Source organism: Mesorhizobium jarvisii (genome assembly GCF_003601985.1).
In the GTDB taxonomy this organism is placed as follows: domain Bacteria; phylum Pseudomonadota; class Alphaproteobacteria; order Rhizobiales; family Rhizobiaceae; genus Mesorhizobium; species Mesorhizobium jarvisii.
This window is the reverse complement of the sequence record NZ_QZXA01000002.1, coordinates 416,255-436,429: the sequence shown is the minus strand read 5'-3', so window position 1 is coordinate 436,429 and position 20,175 is coordinate 416,255. Positions and strand designations below refer to the sequence as shown.

19 protein-coding genes are annotated in these 20,175 nt (G+C 62.8%); 5 read left to right on the top strand and 14 right to left on the bottom strand.

Annotated features, from left to right (window positions below):
* Positions 1 to 202: 202 nt before the first annotated feature.
* Positions 203 to 1,156 carry an alpha/beta hydrolase gene (locus D3242_RS05885; RefSeq protein ID WP_064984031.1) on the top strand — a complete coding sequence of 318 codons (954 nt, stop codon included), beginning with the start codon at positions 203 to 205 and terminating at the stop codon, positions 1,154 to 1,156.
* Between the two features lie 21 nt (positions 1,157 to 1,177).
* Here the strand turns inward: D3242_RS05885 and D3242_RS05880 are convergent, their stop codons facing one another.
* On the bottom strand, positions 1,178 to 2,077 hold the full coding sequence (locus D3242_RS05880) for a LysR substrate-binding domain-containing protein (RefSeq protein ID WP_010910020.1): 900 nt from the start codon (positions 2,075 to 2,077) through the stop codon (positions 1,178 to 1,180).
* A gap of 230 nt (positions 2,078 to 2,307) precedes the next feature.
* Between D3242_RS05880 and D3242_RS05875 the strand changes: the two genes are divergently transcribed.
* The 3 genes from D3242_RS05875 (at position 2,308) to D3242_RS05860 (ending at position 4,252) form a co-directional block, all read left to right on the top strand.
* Positions 2,308 to 2,493 (top strand): hypothetical protein, encoded by a 186-nt coding sequence (locus D3242_RS05875; RefSeq protein WP_032930657.1) that lies wholly within the window; start codon positions 2,308 to 2,310, stop codon positions 2,491 to 2,493.
* 341 nt (positions 2,494 to 2,834) lie between these two features.
* Positions 2,835 to 2,969: a hypothetical protein gene (locus tag D3242_RS34260; RefSeq protein WP_080512035.1), complete on the top strand. Its 135-nt coding sequence runs from the start codon at positions 2,835 to 2,837 to the stop codon at positions 2,967 to 2,969.
* Between the two features lie 344 nt (positions 2,970 to 3,313).
* Positions 3,314 to 4,252, top strand: a complete 939-nt coding sequence (locus D3242_RS05860; protein WP_276315187.1) for a GlxA family transcriptional regulator — start codon at positions 3,314 to 3,316, stop codon at positions 4,250 to 4,252.
* An 8-nt stretch (positions 4,253 to 4,260) separates the two neighbouring features.
* Here the strand turns inward: D3242_RS05860 and D3242_RS05855 are convergent, their stop codons facing one another.
* From D3242_RS05855 to D3242_RS05795, 13 genes are all read right to left on the bottom strand, one after another.
* Positions 4,261 to 5,058: an ABC transporter ATP-binding protein gene (locus D3242_RS05855; RefSeq protein WP_064984315.1), complete on the bottom strand. Its 798-nt coding sequence runs from the start codon at positions 5,056 to 5,058 to the stop codon at positions 4,261 to 4,263.
* Entirely contained in the window at positions 5,055 to 5,828 is a 774-nt protein-coding gene (locus D3242_RS05850) for an ABC transporter permease (RefSeq protein ID WP_027046955.1), read from the bottom strand. The genes D3242_RS05855 and D3242_RS05850 overlap by 4 nt, the downstream gene beginning before the upstream one ends.
* Before the next feature lie 87 nt (positions 5,829 to 5,915).
* Positions 5,916 to 6,866 carry an ABC transporter substrate-binding protein gene (locus tag D3242_RS05845; RefSeq protein ID WP_064984029.1) on the bottom strand — a complete coding sequence of 317 codons (951 nt, stop codon included), beginning with the start codon at positions 6,864 to 6,866 and terminating at the stop codon, positions 5,916 to 5,918.
* A gap of 203 nt (positions 6,867 to 7,069) precedes the next feature.
* Positions 7,070 to 7,918, bottom strand: a complete 849-nt coding sequence (locus tag D3242_RS05840; protein ID WP_064984027.1) for a DUF1194 domain-containing protein — start codon at positions 7,916 to 7,918, stop codon at positions 7,070 to 7,072.
* A 93-nt stretch (positions 7,919 to 8,011) separates the two neighbouring features.
* Positions 8,012 to 10,573 (bottom strand): GcvT family protein, encoded by a 2,562-nt coding sequence (locus D3242_RS05835; protein WP_064984024.1) that lies wholly within the window; start codon positions 10,571 to 10,573, stop codon positions 8,012 to 8,014.
* 149 nt (positions 10,574 to 10,722) lie between these two features.
* Positions 10,723 to 11,481: an FkbM family methyltransferase gene (locus tag D3242_RS05830; protein ID WP_027046957.1), complete on the bottom strand. Its 759-nt coding sequence runs from the start codon at positions 11,479 to 11,481 to the stop codon at positions 10,723 to 10,725.
* Positions 11,478 to 12,710, bottom strand: a complete 1,233-nt coding sequence (locus tag D3242_RS05825) for a glycosyltransferase 87 family protein (RefSeq protein WP_064984314.1) — start codon at positions 12,708 to 12,710, stop codon at positions 11,478 to 11,480. Before D3242_RS05825 ends, D3242_RS05830 begins: the two co-directional genes overlap by 4 nt.
* 22 nt (positions 12,711 to 12,732) lie before the next feature.
* A complete protein-coding gene (locus D3242_RS05820; RefSeq protein ID WP_064984021.1) occupies positions 12,733 to 14,205 on the bottom strand; it encodes an aspartate aminotransferase family protein in 1,473 nt (490 codons plus the stop codon).
* Positions 14,206 to 14,266: 61 nt separating this feature from the next.
* Positions 14,267 to 15,274: an NAD-dependent epimerase/dehydratase family protein gene (locus tag D3242_RS05815; protein WP_064984019.1), complete on the bottom strand. Its 1,008-nt coding sequence runs from the start codon at positions 15,272 to 15,274 to the stop codon at positions 14,267 to 14,269.
* Positions 15,271 to 15,705 carry an EamA family transporter gene (locus tag D3242_RS05810; RefSeq protein WP_019858723.1) on the bottom strand — a complete coding sequence of 145 codons (435 nt, stop codon included), beginning with the start codon at positions 15,703 to 15,705 and terminating at the stop codon, positions 15,271 to 15,273. Before D3242_RS05810 ends, D3242_RS05815 begins: the two co-directional genes overlap by 4 nt.
* A gap of 124 nt (positions 15,706 to 15,829) precedes the next feature.
* Positions 15,830 to 17,179, bottom strand: a complete 1,350-nt coding sequence (locus tag D3242_RS05805) for an FAD-binding oxidoreductase (protein ID WP_064984017.1) — start codon at positions 17,177 to 17,179, stop codon at positions 15,830 to 15,832.
* A 2-nt stretch (positions 17,180 to 17,181) separates the two neighbouring features.
* Positions 17,182 to 18,615, bottom strand: a complete 1,434-nt coding sequence (locus tag D3242_RS05800) for a UbiA family prenyltransferase (RefSeq protein WP_019858725.1) — start codon at positions 18,613 to 18,615, stop codon at positions 17,182 to 17,184.
* A 226-nt stretch (positions 18,616 to 18,841) separates the two neighbouring features.
* Entirely contained in the window at positions 18,842 to 19,105 is a 264-nt protein-coding gene (locus D3242_RS05795) for a hypothetical protein (protein ID WP_027046960.1), read from the bottom strand.
* Between the two features lie 213 nt (positions 19,106 to 19,318).
* Here D3242_RS05795 and D3242_RS05790 point away from each other — a divergent pair, with 213 nt between their 5' ends.
* The gene (locus D3242_RS05790) at positions 19,319 to 20,137 is read left to right on the top strand and encodes an AraC family transcriptional regulator (RefSeq protein ID WP_064984015.1); all 819 of its coding nucleotides are present in this window, start codon (positions 19,319 to 19,321) and stop codon (positions 20,135 to 20,137) included.
* Positions 20,138 to 20,175: the final 38 nt, after the last annotated feature.

The following is a 20,175-nucleotide window of genomic DNA, read 5'->3' as shown; positions in this document are numbered from 1 at the left end:
AGGCGCCGGGGATCTCGGAAATCCCTGGCTGCCACCAGCAACCGGCTGCGCGCGGCCTTTTTGCCGCGCCGCTGACGTCGGCGGCGCCGATCACACCGCCGTGTGGACAGAGCGCAAAACTTGACATTTCGGGTGAGCGTACGATCTTCGGAGCTAGTGGAGGTTTCTCTTAGTCGGCTGCAGCCGAAGTTCGTGTATCCGCATGCCAAGTTTCAAAAGCCACGTCGTGTCCTTCGTGCTCAGGTACAGCCGCAAGAAGGCGTTTGCCAGCCCGGAAAACCTGCAGCGCTGGATAGCGGCCGCGCGCAAGACCGAGGATCACCGTCCGCCGGCCTCGCTGCATCAGCGTTTTCACATCCAGACACGTACCATCGACGGATTTCCGGTCTACGAAGTCGCACCAAGAGCAGGCGAGCAAAAGCGGATTCTCTACCTGCATGGCGGCGCCTATGTCTTTGAAATCACGCCCTATCACTGGCGCCTGATTGCCGAAATGGCCGACCGGCTGGGCTACGGCATCACGGTGCCGATCTATCCCATCGCCCCGGAGCACGATTTCCACGCCATGTTCGGCATGGTCGGCGACGTCTATCGCCAGATGCTCGACGAGGCCGAGGCGGAAGACATCGTCTTCATGGGCGACTCCGCCGGTGGCAACATGGCGGTGGTGCTGACAATGATGGCCGCCGAAGAAGGCTTGCCCCTGCCCTCGCGCCACGTGCTTATCTCGCCCGGCCTCGACATGTCGCTTTCCAACCCCCAGCTGTTCGAGGCAGAGCGCAACGACCCCTGGCTCGGCATCCCGGGCGGTCTCGAAGCAATCCGCATGTACAGCGCCGGCATCGACCGCAGCGACTGGCACATCAGCCCGATCTATGGCGACCTGTCGGTGCTGCCGAAAACGCTGCTTTTGACCGGCTCGCGCGATCTCTTGACGCCCGACAATCTGATCTTCGCGCAAAAGGCGCGGGAAGCGGGTGTCGAGGTTGATGTCGTCCACGAGGAAGGCATGTTCCATGCATGGCCATTGATCGACATGCCGGAATCGCGACGCGCGCGACAGCACATCGTCACGTTCCTCGGCGAGAGCCTCTCACCGGTCAGGCAAGATAGGAAAACGAGATTTCAAGCGCCCTCCGCCGAGGCGGCGGAGTAGCGCTTTCGATCCGACGACAGATCAGAACTTGCCGGTTTCCCGGAACACTTCGAAGGTCGCGCGGATGTGGTCGGCGACGGCCTTGACCGGCGCGCTGGCGTCCGGCGCCACCACCATGGCAAGGTTGTAGGTGCCGATATCGGGCATGCCGTCCTTGGGGCAGAGCTCGACCATGTCGTTGCCGAGGAATGATCGCGGCAGCGGCGCGACCGCGAGGTCGGCCATGATCGCGGCGCGCTGGCCGGCCGTGTGTGCGCTCATATAGGCGACGCGGTAGTTGCGGCCCTCGCGTCCCAGCGCTTCGAGCGCGCCGGCACGCCAGGCGCAGCCCTCTTCCCACAACGACACCGGCAGCGGTTCGCGCAGATGCGCGCAGCCGCCCTTGGCGCCCGCCCAGACGATCGGCTCGGTCAAAAGCACCTCGGCGCCGAGCGCGCTGGTCTTGTAGGAGTTGGTAAGAAGTGTGATGTCGAGCGCCCGGTCGTCCATGCGCCGGCGCAGATTGCTGCTCTGGTCGATGGTGACGTCGACGGCGATCGAGGGATGCGACTGCGCGAAACGCTTCAGCACATGCGGCAGCACGCGTTCGCCGTAATCATCCGGCGAGCCGAGCCGCACCACCCCGACAATCTCGGGAATGATGAACTTCGACACCACCTCGCGGTTGATCGACAGCAGCCGGCGGGCATAGCCGAGCAGCATCTCGCCATCCGTGGTCAGCGACACGGAACGCGCATCGCGCGCGAACACCGAACGACCGAGAATGTCCTCCAGCTTCTTGATCTGCATGGAGACCGCGGACGGTGTGCGGAAGACGGCATTGGCGGCAGTGGTGAAGCTGCCGGTCTCGGCAATCGCCACGAAAGTGCGCAAAACGTCGAGATCGAGGAGCGGCAGTGGATGATTGAGCGGGGCGTTCATGGGAAGCGACCTTCAATTTTTCTGATACAAAACATCATTCCATTTCGTTTGATTGAACACCGGATCAGGAGGATAGTCAACTCCGTCGAGTGAGGTTCCTGCCACAAGCAGCCACGAAACGACCACGTCACAGGCCTGCAATCGACATGAAATGGGGTTGAAACACGCCACGTGTAAGCCCCCACACCAAAGGCCGGAATGTCTCCGGCCCGCCACCAAAGGAGAATGAAATGTCTATCCTGTCGTCCCTCGGTCGCATCGCGACTGAATTCAGCGCGGCACGCGCCCGCTACCAGACTGAACGCGCCATCCGCTCCCTGCCGATCGAACTGCAGAAGGATATCGGCTGGCCTGAGGCTTCGGACACCAAGACCGGCACTCGCAACGGCGTTGGATCCTGGGCTGGAGCAAAGTAGATCGTGTGTACCAAATGCTGAAGGCCTGCCGCGCCCACCCAGCCCGGCAGGCCTTCTCTATTTTATTTGCATTCAAATGAGTTTCGAAGCCATGTCGCCAACGCATGGCGCATATGAGCAAGCCGCATAGCGGCTCCGATTTCGAATTAATGCCTTGTAAACAATCACAAATTTCGAGCAGCTTGCCCAAATTTGTCGCAATCCGTGTCGCATTTCATATCAAGTGCTTCGTTTTTGCGATTTAGTTTTACGCAACACAAGCCTATATCACGGCCAGCAAACGAGCTGCCCCACTCCATCAAGCGAAGGCGACCCGTCTGAGCAACCGATAGGAGATGATGATGAAGCTTTTTGCCCGCCTCTTTACCCGCCGCGAAATGAACCTGACCACCGCTCTCGAGCGCCAGCGCCTTGCAAACACCATGCCCGGCCAGACCGGCGCGATGGCTGCGGCGCGCCTCGGCTTCGTCGCCTGACCATTTTTCAGGCAGCGTCTCCCTGCCGCTGCTTCAAGACTTTAACGCCGCCTGGCTCCAGCCAAGGCGGCGTTTTTGTTTTGCCTTTGTATATTTTGCCTGTCGCGTGAACAGTTGATGCAGCTCCCCTGAGCATTACCGCACACTGATTGCCCATTTGCGACCCATGTCGCAAATTTTGTCTCCCCAAGGCAGCGTAGCCGATTGACAGCCAAGGTTTTTCCTGATGTCGCTATGCTATTCGCGACATCCTGTTCGCGCCATGGCCAGGTGAGGTTCCCGTGAACGCCATCAAGCATCCGATCAAGCGATCGTTTGTCTTTTTCCTTGTCCCCGATTTCACCATGATCGCTTTTGCGACCGCACTAGACCCGCTGCGCTCCGCCAACCGCATGCTCGGTTACGAGGCCTATCGCTGGCGCCTCGCCAGCATCGACGGCAAGCCGGTGCGCGCCTCGAACGGCGTCGAATGCGCGGTCAACACCTCGCTGGAGGAAGAGCGCAAGAAGATGGCGGGCCCCGACCGGCCCAACATGGCCATCGTCTGCAGCGGCATCGATGTCGAGCGCTACCAGAACAAATCGGCTTTCGCCTGGCTGCGCGAGGAGTACAATCGTGGCGTCGCCGTCGGCGGCCTATGCACCGGCGCGCACATCCTTGCCGCCGCTGGCCTCCTGTCCAACAAGCGCTGCGCCATCCATTGGGAAAACCTGCCGGGCTTTTCCGAGGCGTTCCCGAAGGCCAATGTCTTTGCCGACCTCTTCGAGGTCGACCAGAACATCTATACCTGCGCCGGCGGCACCGCCGCGCTCGACATGATGTTGAAGCTGATCGGCGACGATTTCGACGAGAGCCTCGTCAACCGGGTCTGCGAACAAGTGCTGACCGATCGCGTGCGCAGCCCGACCGACCGCCAGCGCCTGCCGCTGCGCGCCCGCCTCGGCGTGCAGAACTCGAAGGTGCTGACCATCATCGAGCTGATGGAAGGCAATCTCTCCGAGCCGCTGTCGCTGATCGAGATCGCCGACCATGTCGACCTGTCGCGTCGCCAGATCGAGCGCCTGTTCCGCACCGAGATGGGTCGTTCCCCTGCCCGCTACTATCTGGAGATCCGGCTCGACCGCGCCCGGCATCTGCTGATCCAGTCATCGATGCCGGTGGTCGAGGTGGCGGTCGCCTGCGGCTTCGTCTCGGCCTCGCATTTCTCGAAATGCTACCGCGAGCTCTATGCCCGCTCGCCGCAGCAGGAGCGCGTCGACCGCAAGCAGTTGCTGGCGGCCTGATCGCCGGATCAGGCCTCGGCCGGCCGCGCCTGTGCCGTGCGCATCGCCTCGACGCGGATGTCCTCGGTCAGCCGCGCCTTCAGCGCCGAGAATTCCGGGCTGGTCTTCAGCGTGTAGTGGCGCGGATGCGGCAAGTCGATGGCGACATCCGACTTGATGCTGCCGGGCCGCGCCGTCATCACGATGACGCGCGAGGCCATGAAGATCGCCTCCTCGATATCGTGGGTGACGAACAGCACCGTCTTCTTGCGCCGCTCCCAGATGCCGAGAAGCAGCTCCTGCATCAGCCCGCGTGTCTGGTTGTCGAGCGCGCCAAACGGCTCATCCAGCAACAGGATCTCGGGATCGTTGGCGAGCGCCCGGGCGATCGCCGTGCGCTGCTGCATACCGCCGGAAAGCTGCTTCGGCCAATGATTTTCAAATCCCCTCAGCCCGACCAGATCGACATAGGAGGCGACGATGTCGTCCCGCTCCTTTGGCGCCATGCCGCGTTCGCCCAGGCCGAAGGCGATGTTCTCGGCGACCGTCAGCCACGGGAACAGCGTATAGGACTGGAAGACCATGCCGCGATCGGGTCCCGGCCGCGTCACAGCCTTGTCGTCGAGCAGCACGCGGCCTTCACTCGGCGCTTCCAGGCCGGCGACAATTCTAAGCAGCGTCGACTTTCCGCAGCCGGACGGCCCCAGAATGGTGATGAAGTCGTTGGCGGCGACCGCCAAATCGATCGGCATCAGCGCCTTGACCGGCAGTCCGCCACGCACGCCGGCAAAGGTGCGCGAGACGCCCTCGATGAGAAGCTTGCTCACGCCAGGCTCCATGGAAAGAGCCAGCGGTTGAACGCCTTGAAGGCGAAATCGGACAACAGCCCGATCAGGCCGATGACGATGATGCCGAAAATGATCTGTCCGGTCGCCAGCCGCGACTGACTGTTGATGATCATGTAGCCGATGCCGGACGACGACCCGATCAGCTCGGCGACGATGACATAAGTCCAGGCCCAGCCGAGCACCAGCCGCAGCGTCTCGGCGATTTCGGGCGCATTGGCCGGCATGATCACCCGTTTGACGATGCCGTTGTTGGTCGAGCCCAGCGTATAGGCGGCCTCGACCAGATCGCGCCGCGTCGACCCGACCTTGACGGCGATGATCAGGATGATCTGGAACACCGAGCCGACAAAGATGACCAGCAGCTTTTCCAGTTCGCCAATGCCGGCCCACAGGATGAGCAGCGGAATGAAGGCCGAGGCCGGCAGATAGCGAGCGAAGGAGACGAAGGGCTCCAGGAACGCTTCCACCGGTTTCCACGCGCCCATGGCGATGCCGATCGGCACAGCGACGACCGAGGCCAGCACGAAGCCGCCGAAGACGCGCCAGATGGTGATCAATATGTCGAGCCAGAAGCGGTCCTCGACCAGCAACCGCCAGCCATCCCTGAGCATCGACAGCGGGTCGGCGAGGAAGATGCGGTTGACGTGGCCGCCAAGCGTGATCCAGGCCCAGAAGGCAATGAACAGCACGAAAAACGAAATACCGAGCGCGATTCGCAGGCCCGGCGAGACTGGATGCAAGGGGCGCATCTTCACATCGTCCCTATCAAATGGTCACGTGTCCAGGAGAGAGCAGCGGCGCCGGGCGGCGCCGCACGATGGGCAAGGGCCGGACGATCAGTTCGCCACCGCGCTGGTGTCGGCCAGCGTGGCGACGTCGGGCGCTTCCTTGATCAGCCCCATCTGCAGCAGCAACTCGCCCGCGGTCTTGGAAAAATCCTGGAATTCCTTGGTGAAGAACTGTTGGTTCTCGGCCTTGTCGGCCCATTTCAGGTACTTCGCCGAATCCTCGAATTCCTTGGCCGACTGCTTCACGTCGGCGCCCATGATCTCGTAGGATTTCTGCGGATCTTTCTTGATCAGGTCGAGCGACTCGAAATAGCTGTCGGCGAGTGCCTTGGCAGCGTTGGGATTGGCCTTGAGGAATTCAGGCGTGCAGCCGACCGTGTCGAGCACCATCGGATAGTCGAGCGTGGTCGCCAGTATGTGGCCCTGGTCGGCCTTGTCGCGCACCGCCGAGATGAACGGCTCATAGGTGACCGCCGCATCGTTCTGGCCGGCAAGGAAGGCCTGCGCCGCAGCGTCCGGCTCCAGATTGACGACCGTCACGTCCTTGGTCGACATACCGTTCTTGTTCAGCACCCATGCGAGCAGGAAATAGGGCGACGTGCCCGGGGCCGAGGAGGCGACGTTCTTGCCCTTGAGATCGGCGACCGTCTTGATGTCGTTGCGCACGACGATGCCGTCGGCGCCATAGGATTTGTCGAGCTGGAAGATCTGCTTTGTGGTCACCCCGCTGGCGTTCCACACCAGCCAGGTCTCGACCGTAGTGGCGGCGCATTGCAGGTCGCCGCTGGCGATGGCGAGCGGACGGCTGGCCTGCGGCACCTTCTTCAAGGTCACGTCGAGGCCGTGCTTCTCGAAGAGCCCTGCCTGCTTGGCAAGCGTCAGCGGCGCGAAGCCGGTCCAGCCGCTGATGCCGATGGTGACCGATGTAGCGGCCATCACCGGCACGGACAGACCGGCGGCGAGCGTCAAAGTCGCGGCGAAAACGGCGATCCTGTTCATGTCGGTTCCCCTTTTGTTTCTCTGGCCGAAATTGTTCACAGACGCCTGTCGGCTTGTCAATCAACAGGAACGTGTTCGGCTGCTGCCAGCAGGCTCGCCTCACCACCTGCGTTGGGTCAGAATTGAAGCCCTGCCCATGGACAGTCGCCGCAACGGCGCTCGGCCGATTGTGGCAGTCGTCACTGTTGGTTGGCTCGCTCGGCTCAGCGGCTGTCGAGCATCCAGTTGCGGTTGCGCCACATTTTCTCGCCGATCTGGCAGTCGGCGGCGGCCTTGTCCTGCGCCAGCACCACCGGCGGATGATCGGCCTCCTCCGCCGCCCATTGCGGTGAGGCCGGGCCGGCAAGCTCCAGCACCAGTTTGCGGCGAATGGCTTCGGGAAATTGCGTCCAGTCATTGACCGGGATCATGAAGGCGCCCGGGCCGCCGATCACGCAGTCGCTGTAGTAGCGGTCGAGATCGTTGACGTCGTAGGCGCCGGAAAGGCCACCCCGGGTCATCAGTGGCAGGCCGTTGATGACGATACCTTGTCTGACCACGCCGTCGCGGGTGAGATTGACCGGAGCGCCCTGGTTGTTGGGTCCGTCGCCGGAAATGTCGATGACCCGCTTGGTCCCCTGGTAGCCGCTTTCGGCGAAGAGGTCGCTGCCGAATTCCAGCGCGCCGGAGATCGAGGTGCGCCGCGCGCTGTTGGGCGGCTGCGCGGACAATTGCGCCACCACCCGCTCCGCGTCGGCACGGTTGGCGATGACAGTCCATGGCACGATGACACGCTGCCATGTGGTGCCGGCCCATTCGACATAGGTAACGGCGATCTTGCCATGGGCGCCATCGGCGATCGCCTGCAGCACGTTGTCGTGCGTCAGCGCCGCCGCGTAGCCATGACGCTGGATCTCGAGCTCGTCCGCCGACATCGACAGCGAAACGTCGACCGCCAGCACCAGCTCGACATCGACCGGCTCATCCGCGCGAGACCCAGGCGTCAGCCAGAGCATCAGCGCCAGTACGGCGCATCCGGAAAGGAGATGTGTTGCGCGCGACAAAGCAGACATGCCGCAAGGGTAAGCGAAAACCGCCCGCTTAAAAAGACAAAAGCCCGGCTCGAAACCAGGCTTTTGCGATCAGTCCGTTGCTCCGGCCGAACCTCAGCTGCGCGGCTTGAGGTTCTCCGGGTCGTAGAGCGGCTTGTAGCCGACGCCGGCGACTTCGACAGGATAGGTCTCGCCGAAATACTCGACATTGAGCTTGCGGCCTTCCTGCGCATACGAATGCGGCAGATAGGCGAGCGCGATGTTCTTGCCGATCGTCGGTCCATAGGCGACCGAGGTGGTGAAGGAGCGGCGGCCGAGTTCATCGACCAACGTTTCCCCGGTGGCCGGGTCCAGCACCGGCATCGTGCCAACGGGATAACGCGCCACGCCCTTGGAATCGGTGTTTTCGGTCATCACCAGCGTGCACAAAGTCGCCGGCTGGTGCTCGCGGGCGCGGTATTCCACATGCTTGGCCTTGCCGCAGAAATCGTTCTCCTTGACCTTCGGCCGCGCGAGATCGGCTTCCAACAGATTGTACTCGGTCAGAAGGTCGGCATTCTGCAGGCGCAGGCTCTTTTCCATGCGGCGCGTATTGGCATAGGTCTCGACGCCGAACGGCATCACGCCGGTCGAGCGCAGTGCGTCCCAGACGGCGAGGCCATCCTCGTAGCGCATGTGCAGTTCCCAGCCCTGCTCGCCGACATAGGAGATGCGGAAGGCGGTGACATCCTTGCCGCCGATGCGGACCGGCTTGATCGCCGCGAAGGGGAAATTCTCCGGCGAAAGGCCCTCGGGATTCTCGACCACCTTCTGCAAGGTGGTGCGGGCATTCGGACCCCAGATGCCGATGGTGACGTATTTCTCCGTCACATCGGTGACGGTGACGTCAAAGCCTTTGTCCTGCGCGGTGCGCTGCATGTAGCGGAAGTCGCGCGGGCCGGCATCGGCGCCGTCGATGACGCGGCAGCGGTCGGCCATGCGGATGACGGTGAAGTCGGCGCGCACCATGCCTTCCTCGTCGAGGAAGTGGGTGTAGATGCCCTTGCCGATATTGTTGTCGCCGCCGATCTTTGCCGCGCAAAGCCATTCCAGCAGCGCGACGTGGTCTGGCCCTTCGACGTCATACATCGAGAAATGCGAGAGGTTGACGATGCCGCAATCCTCGCTCATCGCCAGATGCTCGGCATTGGAGACGCGCCAGAAATGGCGGTTGTCCCACTCGTTCTCGCGTACGGGAACGCGGTTGCCATATTTCTCAAGCAGGTGCTCGTTGGCGGCGTAGCCATGGGCACGCTCCCAGCCGCCCAGCTCCATGAAATAGCCGCCGAGTTCCTTCTCGCGCTCCCAGAACGGCGAGCGCCTTATGTTGCGGGCCTTGGAGAAGGGCTCGCGCGGATGCACCGCGGGATTGTAGACCTTCATCGCCGTCTCGGTGCAGCGATCCCAGATGAACTGTTCCTTCGTCTGGTGCGGATAGAAGCGCGCATAATCGATGGCATGATGGTCGATTGCCGTGCGGCCGTCCGTCATCCAGTCAGCGATCAGCTTGCCCATGCCTGGGCCGTCCTTGACCCAGATGGCGACGGCATACCAGAGCCCGCGCACCTTCTGGCTTTCGCCCATGGACGGGCCGCCGTCGGCGGTCACCTGCAGCAGGCCGTTGAAGGAATGGCTTTCATTGTAGCCGAGCTCACCCAGGATCGGCGTCAGTTCCATGGCGCGCTCGAGCGGCGCCAGGATCTGCTCCATGTCGAGATCGCGCTGCGACGGCGACAGCCGCGCCTCATGCTTTTCCAGGAGGTCACGCGGATGGCAAAGGCGCGGATTGTTTTCTTCGTAATAGCCCCATTCGATCTGGCCGCCCTCGGCGGTCTTGGGATCGCCGGTGTCGCGCATATAGGCCGAGTTGCCCTGGTCGCGCAGCAGCGGCCAGCCGATCTCCTTGCCGGTGCCGGCGAACTCATTATACGGGCCGAAGAAAGTCAGCGGATGGTCGATCGGCATGACCGGCAAATCTTCGCCGACCATTTCCGCGATCAGCCGGCCCCATATGCCGGCGCAGACGATGACATAGTCGGCCTCGATCGTGCCGCGATCGGTCACCACGGCGCTGATACGGCCGTCCTTGACGACGAGCGACTTGGCCGGCGTGTTGGCGAAGGATTTGAGCTTGCCCGATCCTTCCGCCTGGTCGACCAGCTTGCCGGCGACGGTCTGCGAGCGCGGGATGACCAGACCTGCGTCCGGATCCCAAAGGCCGCCCTGCACCATCCCCTCTTCGATCAGCGGGAATTTCTCCTTGATCTCGGCCGGTTCGATCAGGCGCGCGCGTGTGCCAAAGGCCTTCGCCGAGGCGATCTTGCGCTTGATCTCGTCCATGCGGCTGTCGTCGCCGACGCGAGCCACTTCGAGGCCGCCGATGCGGGCGTAATGGCCCATCTTCTCGTAGAAATCGATGGAATAAAGCGTCGTCCAGCAGGACAGGAAATCATGGCTGGTGGTGTAGCAGAAATCGGAAGCGTGCGCGGTCGAACCGATATCGGTCGGGATGCCCGACTTGTCGATGCCGACAATGTCGGTCCAGCCACGTTCGATCAGGTGATGGGCGATCGATGCGCCGACGATACCGCCGAGGCCAATGATGACGACCTTCGCCTTTTTCGGAAACTCTGCCATTGCCCGCGACTCCAGATGCTATTGCGGGCAGCTTCGGCGCCCGTTTGATCGGCGCACAATATGCAGACGACAGGCACGGCGCTACCGCCTGTTTGCGACACGCCGCAGGTGCGGCGCGACCCGATCCGGATCGGAGAAAACGCCAGCCGTCAGGCGAAGGCCCAGACGTCCTCGGCCTGGAAGCCGACCTGGTAGCCCGCTGTCTTCAGTTTGACCACGACCTGGCCAATCTCGGTGGCCGGCAACGCGCCGACCTCGACCTTGATCATGCCCGGACGGTAGCGTTTCAGATCAAGTTGTTCGAAGACGATCCAGTCGGCGCCTTCACAATCGACGAGAAAAGCATCGATATGGCCGATGCCGTTGCGGTCGAGCAGCGTCTGCAGCGTTTCCGACGGCACCTCGATATCCCTGAGATGCGGCGCGAATTTGTTGAAATTGGCATCGGCCTCGCCCCAGGCATTCTTGCCCGACATCAGATTGGTGTCGGTGACCGAGGAGCAGCCGATGAACTCGATCGGCAGCGTGCCGGCCTCGAGCGCCGCGGCATCGAAAGTGTGGACGGTGATCGTGCCCTTGGTTTTTGTGACGGCCACCGGCTCGATGATGAAGCGGCCCGTGTCGGGATAGTTGGCGCGCAGCCGCTTCTGATTGTAGGGGATCGGCTCGACCAGCATGGCGCGGGCGCCGGCGATCGTGTGCAGCCACGGCGTGACATCGTCGAAGAGCGCGCCGTCGCAGGCGCCGACATTGACCATCTGGAACGGCTGCCCTGCCCCGCCGAAGCGCGCTTTCAGCGCCGCCTTCGCCAGGAATTTCGTGCCGCGCAGCGACGGCCCACGATCGAGCAGGCCGGAGGGAAGGCCGAGCGACAAGGCGATGCGCGCCAGCCTGGATAGCGAACTCATGGCTTGTCTCCCGGAATGATGTGCAAGGCCGCGCGATGCTGGCCGCGGACCGAAGCTGCCCACAGCGCCATGAACGGCGTTGCCAGCAGCAGAAAGGGCGGGATCAGATGCGGGAAATAGATACGCGTGTCATGGATCGGAAAGACCGTGAACTTCGCCAGAGCGCCCAACACCAGCGCCGCGAACAAAATGCCGGCGCGCCGATCAAGGCGGAAGCCGGCGCGGCCGGCGGCGAACCAGCCGGCCAGCGCCAGCACCGAAACGCCGACCCAGCTGTTCAGATTGACGGCGCGCAGCAGGGACGTTGCAAACGCCTTGAGATAGGCGGTGACCGAGAACGCCGGCTCGAACGCGTCCATATTGTAGTGCTGCTCGATGCTGGAGAACCACAGATGCGGCCACCAGCCGGGATGCTGGGCCCAGTGCGAAATGGCGAAATAGGCGACGAAGGATGCGGCAAAACCGGCCAGCGCGCCCCACGCCTTTTGCCGGAAAGCGACTAGCAGCACCGCGAATATGGCAAGGAAAACAATATTGTCCGGCCGCACCATGAAGGCGAGGAACAGCAGGATCGCCGTCGCCGCCTCGCGGCCTCTGACATAGGCGTAGAGCCCGCCAAGCAGCAGCGCCGACGTCAGCAGGTCCGGCGTCGAGGCGCGCGCCGCGTCACCGAAATCGGCCATGATCAGCACCGCCCCGACTACCGGCGCCAAGGCCAGGGCCTTTTCCCTGTGCAGCCAGAGCAGCGTGATCGCGCCGAACAGCAGCACCGAAAACACCTGTACCAGCCGCATCGCCTCGACCGGCGACATCACCGCGCTCAGCGTCGACAGGATCTCGGCATAGAGGAATTTTATCCGGTACATGCCGAGCAGCGAATGGAAGTCGGCGGCATTGTCCGTCATGTGGCTGCGGAAGCCGCCGCCATCATCGGTCAGCGCCTTGTAGTCACTCGCCGACACGCCTGCCTTGACGGTGCTGTAGGCATAATCATGCAGCGCCTGCGCGTCGGGATAGGTGCCTTCCTCCGATATTGCTAGATAGGGCAGCATGTCCCAATTGGCGTCAGGCATCACCCATGCCGTGAACGCGGTCAGAAGGATGTAGAGCGCGAAGGTCGCCGCACCGATGGGGGCTGCCAGCCTGGCATAGGTCCCCTCGCCCCACGCCAGGCCGGTCTCGGCGAGCCGGTCGAGCGGGTTTTTCGCAGCGGGAGACTTGGTCAGCATCGTTGCCCTCAACGGACTTTCTTTAACGGACCTGGCTTTTGACGAAATCCTTCACGATCGAAACGATGCCGCGCGACAGCAAGCTGTCGAAGGCATCGACGAAGCGGTCGACATGCTCGCGCTGACAAATCAGCGGCGGCTCGAGCCTAATGACGTTGCGATTGTATTCGGTGAAGGCGACGAGCACGTCGTAGTCGCGCAGCAGCAGCGCGCCGACGAAACCGGACAGCGAGCCCTTCAGCTTGTCGTCGAGCACGCTGACCACCGGGCGCAGCACCATCGGCAAGGTCTGCGAGAAGTCGTGGAACTCCAGCCCGATCATAAGGCCTTTGCCGCGCACGTCCTTGATGATCTTCGGGTACTTTTCCTTGAGCGCCTGCAGCCGCTGCAGCAGATAGTCGCCGGTGACGGCGGCGTTGTCGATCAGCCCCTCGTCATAAAGCACGTTGAGCGCCTCGATCGAGGTGACGCAGGCCTCACCCATGCCGCCAAAGGTTGCCATGGCATGGATCATCGCCGTTTTCGGCGTGCCATAGGCCTTCATGTAAACGTCGCGCCTGGCGATCATCGCGCCGACCGCCGCCTTGCCGCCGCCGAGCGACTTGGCCAGTGCCGTCACGTCGGGAACGACACCGTAATGCTCGAAGGCATAGAAGCGGCCCGAGCGGCCATAGCCGCATTGCACTTCGTCGGCGACCCACAGCACGCCATGCTGGTCGCACAGCGCGCGCAGCTTCTGCCAGTATTGCGCCTCTGCCTGGATTATGCCGCCGCCGCCCTGGATGGTTTCGAGCACGATGACGCCGACCTCCGGATCGCTGCGGAACAGGCGCTCGACCGCCTCGATGTCGCCGAAGGGAATGCGCACCGTATTGTCGGCCACCTTGAAATCGGCGCGGTAGAGCTGGCCGTCGGTGATGCCGAGCACGCCCTTGGTCTTGCCGTGGAAGGAATTCTCGGCATAGACCACCTTCGGCCGCTTCGGGCCGGCAGCGCGTTCAGCGAGCTTCACCGCCGCTTCCATTGCTTCGGAGCCGGACGAACCCAGGAACACCATGTCGAGGTCGCCGGGCGAGCATTTGGCGAGGTTGTGTGCGAGCGCTGCCGCATATTGCGACATGAAGGCGATGGCGATTTCCTGGCGCTTCTCCTCCTGGAATTTTTTGCGCGCGTCCAGGATGCGCGGATGGTTGTGGCCGAAGGCCAGCGAACCGAAGCCGCCGAAGAAGTCGAGGATCTTGCGGCCGTTCTGGTCGATGTAGAACATGCCCTCGGCACGCTCGATCTTGATCTTGTGGAAGCCAAGCAGCTTCATGAAATGCAGCTGGCCGGGATTGAGATGCGCCTTGAACAGGTCGGTCATTCCAGCCACGTCCATCGCCTTGGCCTGCTCGACACTGATCAGATCGGGCTTGGCTATTGCTGCGGGCGACAGCGCCGGCGCGCTCACCAGGGTGCGCGCATTCGTCTGTTCGGGCTTGGCCATGACGGTCATTTCAATCTCCTGTCCGCGCTGACGACCAGCGTCGTGCGCTATGAATAGTTTGGCGGGCCTGTTACTCGGCGGGCACATGTTTGGTGGCGACAGCGGGCCCGGCCTTCTTGGCGCGGTATTCGCTGTAGGCGGCGATCAGCATGTCCTCGTCGCGATATTGCGGCACCCAGCCGAGCTGGCGCTCGGCCTTGGACACGTCGAGCACGCACTCCTCGTCGGCGATCAGATATTGCTCCGGATCCATGATCGGCATGTTCATGAGATCGAGCAGGTCGAGCGTGCGCTTGACCGCCCAGCCCGGCGTCGGCAGCAGGATCGACTTCGAACCGGCATGGCGGATCAGGTCGCCGAGCAATTTCTTCACCGGCGGCGGGTTGAGGGAGCCGAGATTATAGGCCTCGTTGGGCACGCCGGCCTTCCAGGCGGCGCGGGCAGCTTCCGCGCAATCGAAAACAGAAATGAACTGATAGGGGTTTCTGCCCGAACCGATCATCGGCACCGGAAGGTTCCAGTCGATCAGCTTGAAGAGTTTTTCAAGGATGCCGAGCCGACCGGGGCCGATGATCAGGCGCGGCCGGAACAGCGAGATCGACATGCCGCGCGTGCGCCATTCGGCGGCGAGTTCCTCGGTCTTCTGCTTCGACCAGCCATATTCGCCGAGCGGCGCGACGGGGTGCTCCTCGGTCATCGGCTGGGTGACCGTGTGGCCGTAGATCATGTCGGTCGTGTAGTGGACGAGCCTCGGCGCACCAACCCTGTCCATGGCCTGCATGATGTGCTCGGTGCCGTGGAAATTCACCGGGAAGAAGAAGTCGTGCCGCTTGGCGCGCACCTGGATCGGCGACAGCATCTTGGCCGACAGATTGTAGACCATGTCGTCGGCCTTCAGCCCGACGGCGGCGACCGAGGCCGGATCGGTGACGTCGCATTGGACGAACCGGACGTTGCGGTAGTGCGCAAGGTCACTCCTGGCGATGTCGGCGACGATGACCTCTTCGCCATCGGCGACAAGCTTGGGCGCAAGGTGGCGGCCGACGAAGCCGTCACCGCCGAAAATCACATGTCTCATCGAACGGTCTCGTTTGCAGGGATCTTGTCGGGCGCGATGGAAGCGGTCTGGTCCTCATGCCCTCGCCCGCTTTGCGCGATCAGCACCGTGCCGACGCAGATGAAGGCAATGCCGGCGATGCGCCAGCCATTGAGGTCCTCGCGAAAGACGAAATAGGCGAAGATGGCGACGGCGACATAGGCGAGGCTAAGGAACGGATAGGCAAAGGAAAGCTCGACCTTGGACAGCACATAGAGATGCGAGGCCATGGAAATCACGAAGGTGCAGAGCCCGAGGAACACCCAGGGGCTGAAGACGATCTGCAGCAGCTTGACGAGCGGATTGACGCCCTCGAACGAGATCGGGCCAAGCGACATCATGCCTTGCTTCAGCATGAGCTGCGCAGCGGCATTGGTCATGACTGTAAAGAGAATGAAGACGATATATTTCATACTTGCGCGCCCATCCCGTGATTTCCAGTAATACAAACCCGAAAAGATTTCGTGAACTCACGAGACTGTTTTGAGTAAACCTTGCGATTAACCGTTCGCTAACCACGATTCATTCCATTTTTATCTATTCGGCGGCCTCAACGCCGCGCCGCCGCAGGTCGATGCTGCCGGCCGTGCGCGCCCAGAAATCGGACATGAAGGCAGGGTCGCGCAGCACTTCCAGCCTCGGCCAGTCCGCAAAGGAAGCAGCAAGGATTGCCGCACCCATGCGCGCATCCTTGTAGGGATTGACCGCCCCGCCGGCCGCGACTGTGATGCGGTCGAGTTCGCCAAGCAGGGCAAGCGTCGCCGCTCCCTTGTTGGGGAAATCCAGCGTCAGCGTATAGCCAGGCCTGGGGAATGACAGCAGCGCCGGCGAGCGGATCGAACCGAAGCGTTTCAGCACGGTGAGGAAGGACCCCTGCCCGGCTCGCCGGGCCGCCGCGAGCAATTCCGGCACGACGCTGTGCGCGGCCTCTTCCGGCACCACGCTCTGGTGCTGGAACAGCCCTCTGGGGCCATAGAGCCGGTTCCAATCACGCACGCCGTCGAGCGGAAAGAAAAAACCGTGGTAGCCGGTCTGGCGCGGCGCGGTCGCCTGGCCTTTCTTCCACCGGTAGGCGGCGTTGAAAGCGGTCAGGAACGGCCGGTTGAGCACATTGAACGGCGGTTGGAACGGCACGGAAAGATTGCCGCCGGCGCGCGAGGCCGCATGCGAGCCATGCTCGGCATGGTTGCCGGTGAACAGCAGCCCGCGCCCGCTGTTGCGGCCGCCGGCGAGTTGATCGATCCAGGCGACCGCATATTCGTTGGCCTGGTCCGCCGCCGCGGCCAGATCGAAGAATTCGCCGAGATCACGAAACGGCGTCGTCTTCTCGACGATGTCGAGCGAAGGCACCCGCATCAGCCGGATCGAGGCCGAGAGCATCAGGCCAGTCAGGCCCATGCCGCCGATGGTCGCCGCGAGCAGGCGCGGATTGTCCGTCGCCGAGCAGCGATAGGTATTTCCATCGGACCGCAGCAGCGTGAAGCTTTCGACATGGCAGCCGAACGTGCCTCGCCGGTGATGGTTCTTGCCGTGCACGTCATTGGCGATGGCGCCGCCGAGCGTGACGAATTGCGTGCCCGGAACCACCGCCGGAAAGAAACCGTAGGGTGCGGCGTGCGCGATGATATCGGACAGCAGCACACCGGCATCCGCTTCGAGCACGCCGGTCTCGGCGTCGAAGGCGCGGATGCGGTTCAGCGTCCGCATGTCGACGACCGCGCCGGCCTGGTTCTGGCAGGAATCGCCGTAGGAGCGCCCATTGCCATAGGCGAGCAGCGAGGCTTCCTTCGCCTGACCGCCCTTCAGCAGCGCGATGGCTTCGCCGGCGTTGATCGCGCGTGGTGCCGGCGGCGTGGCAAGGCCAAAGCTCAAAAAGCGTTCGGCCATGCCTACCAGCCCCCGATGACCAGCAGCACGGCGCCGATCAGCACCACGATCTGGCTGCGCCAGTCGCGAATGATGAAGACGACCGGGTCGTCATTCATCTCGTCGCGGCGCGCCAGGATCCAGACGCGCATGGTGAGGTAAAGCACGATCGGCGGCAGCGGCCAGATCAGCCACGGATGCGGGTAAAGCTCGCGCACCGCGACACTGTCCATGTAGAGCGCCAGAACCAGCGCCGAGGAGAAGGCGGAGGCCATGCCGGCCTGGGCGACGATCTCCTGGTCTTCCGTGCGGTAGCCACGGCCGGCAATGCGTTCGCCGGGTGGAATGGCGGTTGTGCGCAGTTCGACGAAGCGTTTCACCAGCGCCAGCGACAGGAAGAAAAAGATCGAGAAGGCGAGCAGCCAGAACGAGACGGCGACGCCGGTCGCGGCCGCACCGGCGATCACTCGGATCGAGTAGAGGCCGGCCAGCGTCAACACGTCGACAAGCAGCATGCGCTTGAACGACAGCGAATAGGCCGTCGTGACGACCATGTAACCGCCAAGCACGGCCAGGAATTCAGGCGACAGGAACAGCCCGGTACCGACGCCGATCGCCAGCAGCACCGCGATCGCGCCCAGACCGAACGGGATCGACAGTGCGCCGCAGGCGAACGGCCTGTTGCGCTTGGTGACATGCTTGCGGTCGAGCGCCAGATCGAAGAAATCGTTGAGGATATAGATCGCCGACGCCACCGCGCTGAATGAGACGAACGCCAGCAGGCATTGCCAGATCATGTTGGTGTTGAAATATTCGTGCGACAGCACCATCGGCACGGCGATCAGCGAGTTCTTGAGCCACTGATGCACGCGCAGCATCTTGATGATGGTCCGCAAGGTCGGCTTCGGCGCCGGCATGGTTTCGGCGCCATGCGCTGCTTGCCAGCGCGCCGCATGGCGGTCGGGCGCGACGACGATTGCATTGCGCGCGGCGTCGAAGACCTGGAGATCATGGCGGCTGTTGCCGGCATAGTCGAAGCCGCCATCGCCATAGGCTGATATCAGCGAGGCGCGCTTCTTGCCGGACGTGAGATTGTCGAGGCCGTCGGTCGCCAGCACCCGCTCGAAAATGCCGAGATGGGCTGATATGGCGTCGGCGAATTTGCGCGGCGTACCGGTCGCCAGCACGATCTTGCGGCCTTCGCCGTGCTCGGCGCGCAGCCGGTCGAGCAGCGGCGCGCGATAGGGCAGCGTCGCGGGGTCGATATCGATGCGCTGTGCGATCGCCTGCTTCAGCCGCGCCGGCCCGCCGGCGGCCCAGAACGGCACCAGAAAGATATAGAGCGGGTTCTTCTTGAGGAGGAGGAACAAGCCTTCCCACAACAGGTCGGTCGCGATCAGCGTGCCGTCGAGATCGACCGCAAGCGGTATTGCGTTCCTGTCCGACCGCGCATCCATGCCCGTCCTGCCCTGCCAGCGTATGATCCGGAAAACCGGAATCCCGTTGCGCGCCGTTTTTCGGCGTCTTGACGCTGGTATAGCGAGGGATGGCGTAGCGAACGTTAAAACGCCTGGTTGCAGGCGGCTGCCGCGGCGGTATTTCCGGCGTCATTGTTAAACAAGCGCTACCGGAAACGATAAAAGGCCGAGCAAATGCCCGGCCTTTCCAATCATGCCGCCTGGGTTACTTGATGCGGGCGACGCCGCCCGAGATTTCGACGGTTTCCGAGCCGGTCAGGGCTTCAAGGTCACCGTTCGGCAAGGTGACGAAGCAGCCGTTCTGGCAGAATTCGACGGTTTCACCACCGGCCAGCGCAAGGTCGGTCTTGCTGCCGCCTTCCGTCACGACCAGCGTGCGGGTCTCGGCGTCCTTGTTGACCGCGCTGGCGGCATGGGCCGAGCCGCTCACGGCGAGCAAGGCCACGGCAGTGACGAGAGACTTCCACATGTTGCAATATCGGTGTTCCCACCGCCTCTGTTGCATTTCGCAAGGCATTTTCGCCCTTTGCATGGGAGCTTATATGACATGGAAGCTGAACCGCAACTGAATGCCGCATTCATGCCGCAATTGGTTTTGGCCTGTCCGCAAGCATACGCCCGACCCTGTTAATTTCGCTGGCCGGCACGATATGATGCCGAGGCGCAACGCGAAAAAGAGACCATGCACGACAATTGGCTTGAAACGATCGGCGTTGCCGTTGAGTCGCGAAGGATTGCCGCGGGGCTGACCCATTATGTACCCGCATCCATCAACCATCGGCTTGGAATCCACGTCGGAGCGCCGGTCAACGCGTCGTGCCATTGCGATGGAAAACATCACCGCCGGGTCCAGTCGGACGGCGACATCGATATTGTGCCCGCCGGGCTCGATGGCGACTGGAAGGATGACGCGGACTGCACCATCCTGCGGCTGTGGGTCAGTCCGGCGCTGGTTCGGCGCGCTGCCGAGGACCTCGATATCGACCCGGACAGGGTCGTCGTCAATCCGCAGTTCCAGCGCCGCGATGCGAGGATCGAACACATCGCCCATGCGCTGGCGACCGGTCTGAACCCTGACGTGCCATCCGACCGGCTGTATTTCGAAAGCCTGGCCAAGGCGCTGGCGTTCCAGATCATCCAGGGCGCTTCGAAGCCGGAAGCTCCAGCCAGACAAATGCTCTCTTTCGGCCAGAAGCGCAGGCTGACCGATTTCATCGAAGCCAATCTCGACCAGGATCTTTCGCTGGATGAGATGGCGCAAGTGGCAGCCATCAGCGTCTCGCATCTGAAAGTGCTGTTTCGCCGCAACTTCGGCATGCCTCCCCACCAATATGTCATCCGTCGCCGGGTCGAGCGGGCCAGGACCTTGCTGTATCAGGGGAAAATGCCGCTCAGCCAGATCGCGCTGGAAGCGGGCTTCGCGCATCAGAGCCACATGGCGCAATGCATGAAGCGCATCCTCGGCGTCACGCCGGCCGCCCTGATCCGTATGCAGCGGTAAACTGCAGTCCGGCGCCGCGCTTTGGCTTTCGAAGCCAA

What these genes read in the sequence shown, in the direction of transcription:
- D3242_RS05810 (WP_019858723.1), bottom strand. Translation starts at nt 15,705, where the DNA reads ATGAAATATATCGTCTTCATTCTCTTTACAGTCATGACCAATGCCGCT.
- D3242_RS05860 (WP_276315187.1), top strand. Translation starts at nt 3,314, where the DNA reads ATGATCGCTTTTGCGACCGCACTAGACCCGCTGCGCTCCGCCAACCGC.
- D3242_RS05830 (WP_027046957.1), bottom strand. Translation starts at nt 11,481, where the DNA reads ATGAGTTCGCTATCCAGGCTGGCGCGCATCGCCTTGTCGCTCGGCCTT.
- D3242_RS34260 (WP_080512035.1), top strand. Translation starts at nt 2,835, where the DNA reads ATGAAGCTTTTTGCCCGCCTCTTTACCCGCCGCGAAATGAACCTGACC.
- D3242_RS05850 (WP_027046955.1), bottom strand. Translation starts at nt 5,828, where the DNA reads ATGCGCCCCTTGCATCCAGTCTCGCCGGGCCTGCGAATCGCGCTCGGT.
- D3242_RS05820 (WP_064984021.1), bottom strand. Translation starts at nt 14,205, where the DNA reads ATGACCGTCATGGCCAAGCCCGAACAGACGAATGCGCGCACCCTGGTG.
- D3242_RS05790 (WP_064984015.1), top strand. Translation starts at nt 19,319, where the DNA reads ATGCACGACAATTGGCTTGAAACGATCGGCGTTGCCGTTGAGTCGCGA.
- D3242_RS05885 (WP_064984031.1), top strand. Translation starts at nt 203, where the DNA reads ATGCCAAGTTTCAAAAGCCACGTCGTGTCCTTCGTGCTCAGGTACAGC.
- D3242_RS05840 (WP_064984027.1), bottom strand. Translation starts at nt 7,918, where the DNA reads ATGTCTGCTTTGTCGCGCGCAACACATCTCCTTTCCGGATGCGCCGTA.
- D3242_RS05875 (WP_032930657.1), top strand. Translation starts at nt 2,308, where the DNA reads ATGTCTATCCTGTCGTCCCTCGGTCGCATCGCGACTGAATTCAGCGCG.
- D3242_RS05800 (WP_019858725.1), bottom strand. Translation starts at nt 18,615, where the DNA reads ATGGATGCGCGGTCGGACAGGAACGCAATACCGCTTGCGGTCGATCTC.
- D3242_RS05835 (WP_064984024.1), bottom strand. Translation starts at nt 10,573, where the DNA reads ATGGCAGAGTTTCCGAAAAAGGCGAAGGTCGTCATCATTGGCCTCGGC.
- D3242_RS05880 (WP_010910020.1), bottom strand. Translation starts at nt 2,077, where the DNA reads ATGAACGCCCCGCTCAATCATCCACTGCCGCTCCTCGATCTCGACGTT.
- D3242_RS05845 (WP_064984029.1), bottom strand. Translation starts at nt 6,866, where the DNA reads ATGAACAGGATCGCCGTTTTCGCCGCGACTTTGACGCTCGCCGCCGGT.
- D3242_RS05825 (WP_064984314.1), bottom strand. Translation starts at nt 12,710, where the DNA reads ATGCTGACCAAGTCTCCCGCTGCGAAAAACCCGCTCGACCGGCTCGCC.
- D3242_RS05795 (WP_027046960.1), bottom strand. Translation starts at nt 19,105, where the DNA reads ATGTGGAAGTCTCTCGTCACTGCCGTGGCCTTGCTCGCCGTGAGCGGC.
- D3242_RS05815 (WP_064984019.1), bottom strand. Translation starts at nt 15,274, where the DNA reads ATGAGACATGTGATTTTCGGCGGTGACGGCTTCGTCGGCCGCCACCTT.
- D3242_RS05805 (WP_064984017.1), bottom strand. Translation starts at nt 17,179, where the DNA reads ATGGCCGAACGCTTTTTGAGCTTTGGCCTTGCCACGCCGCCGGCACCA.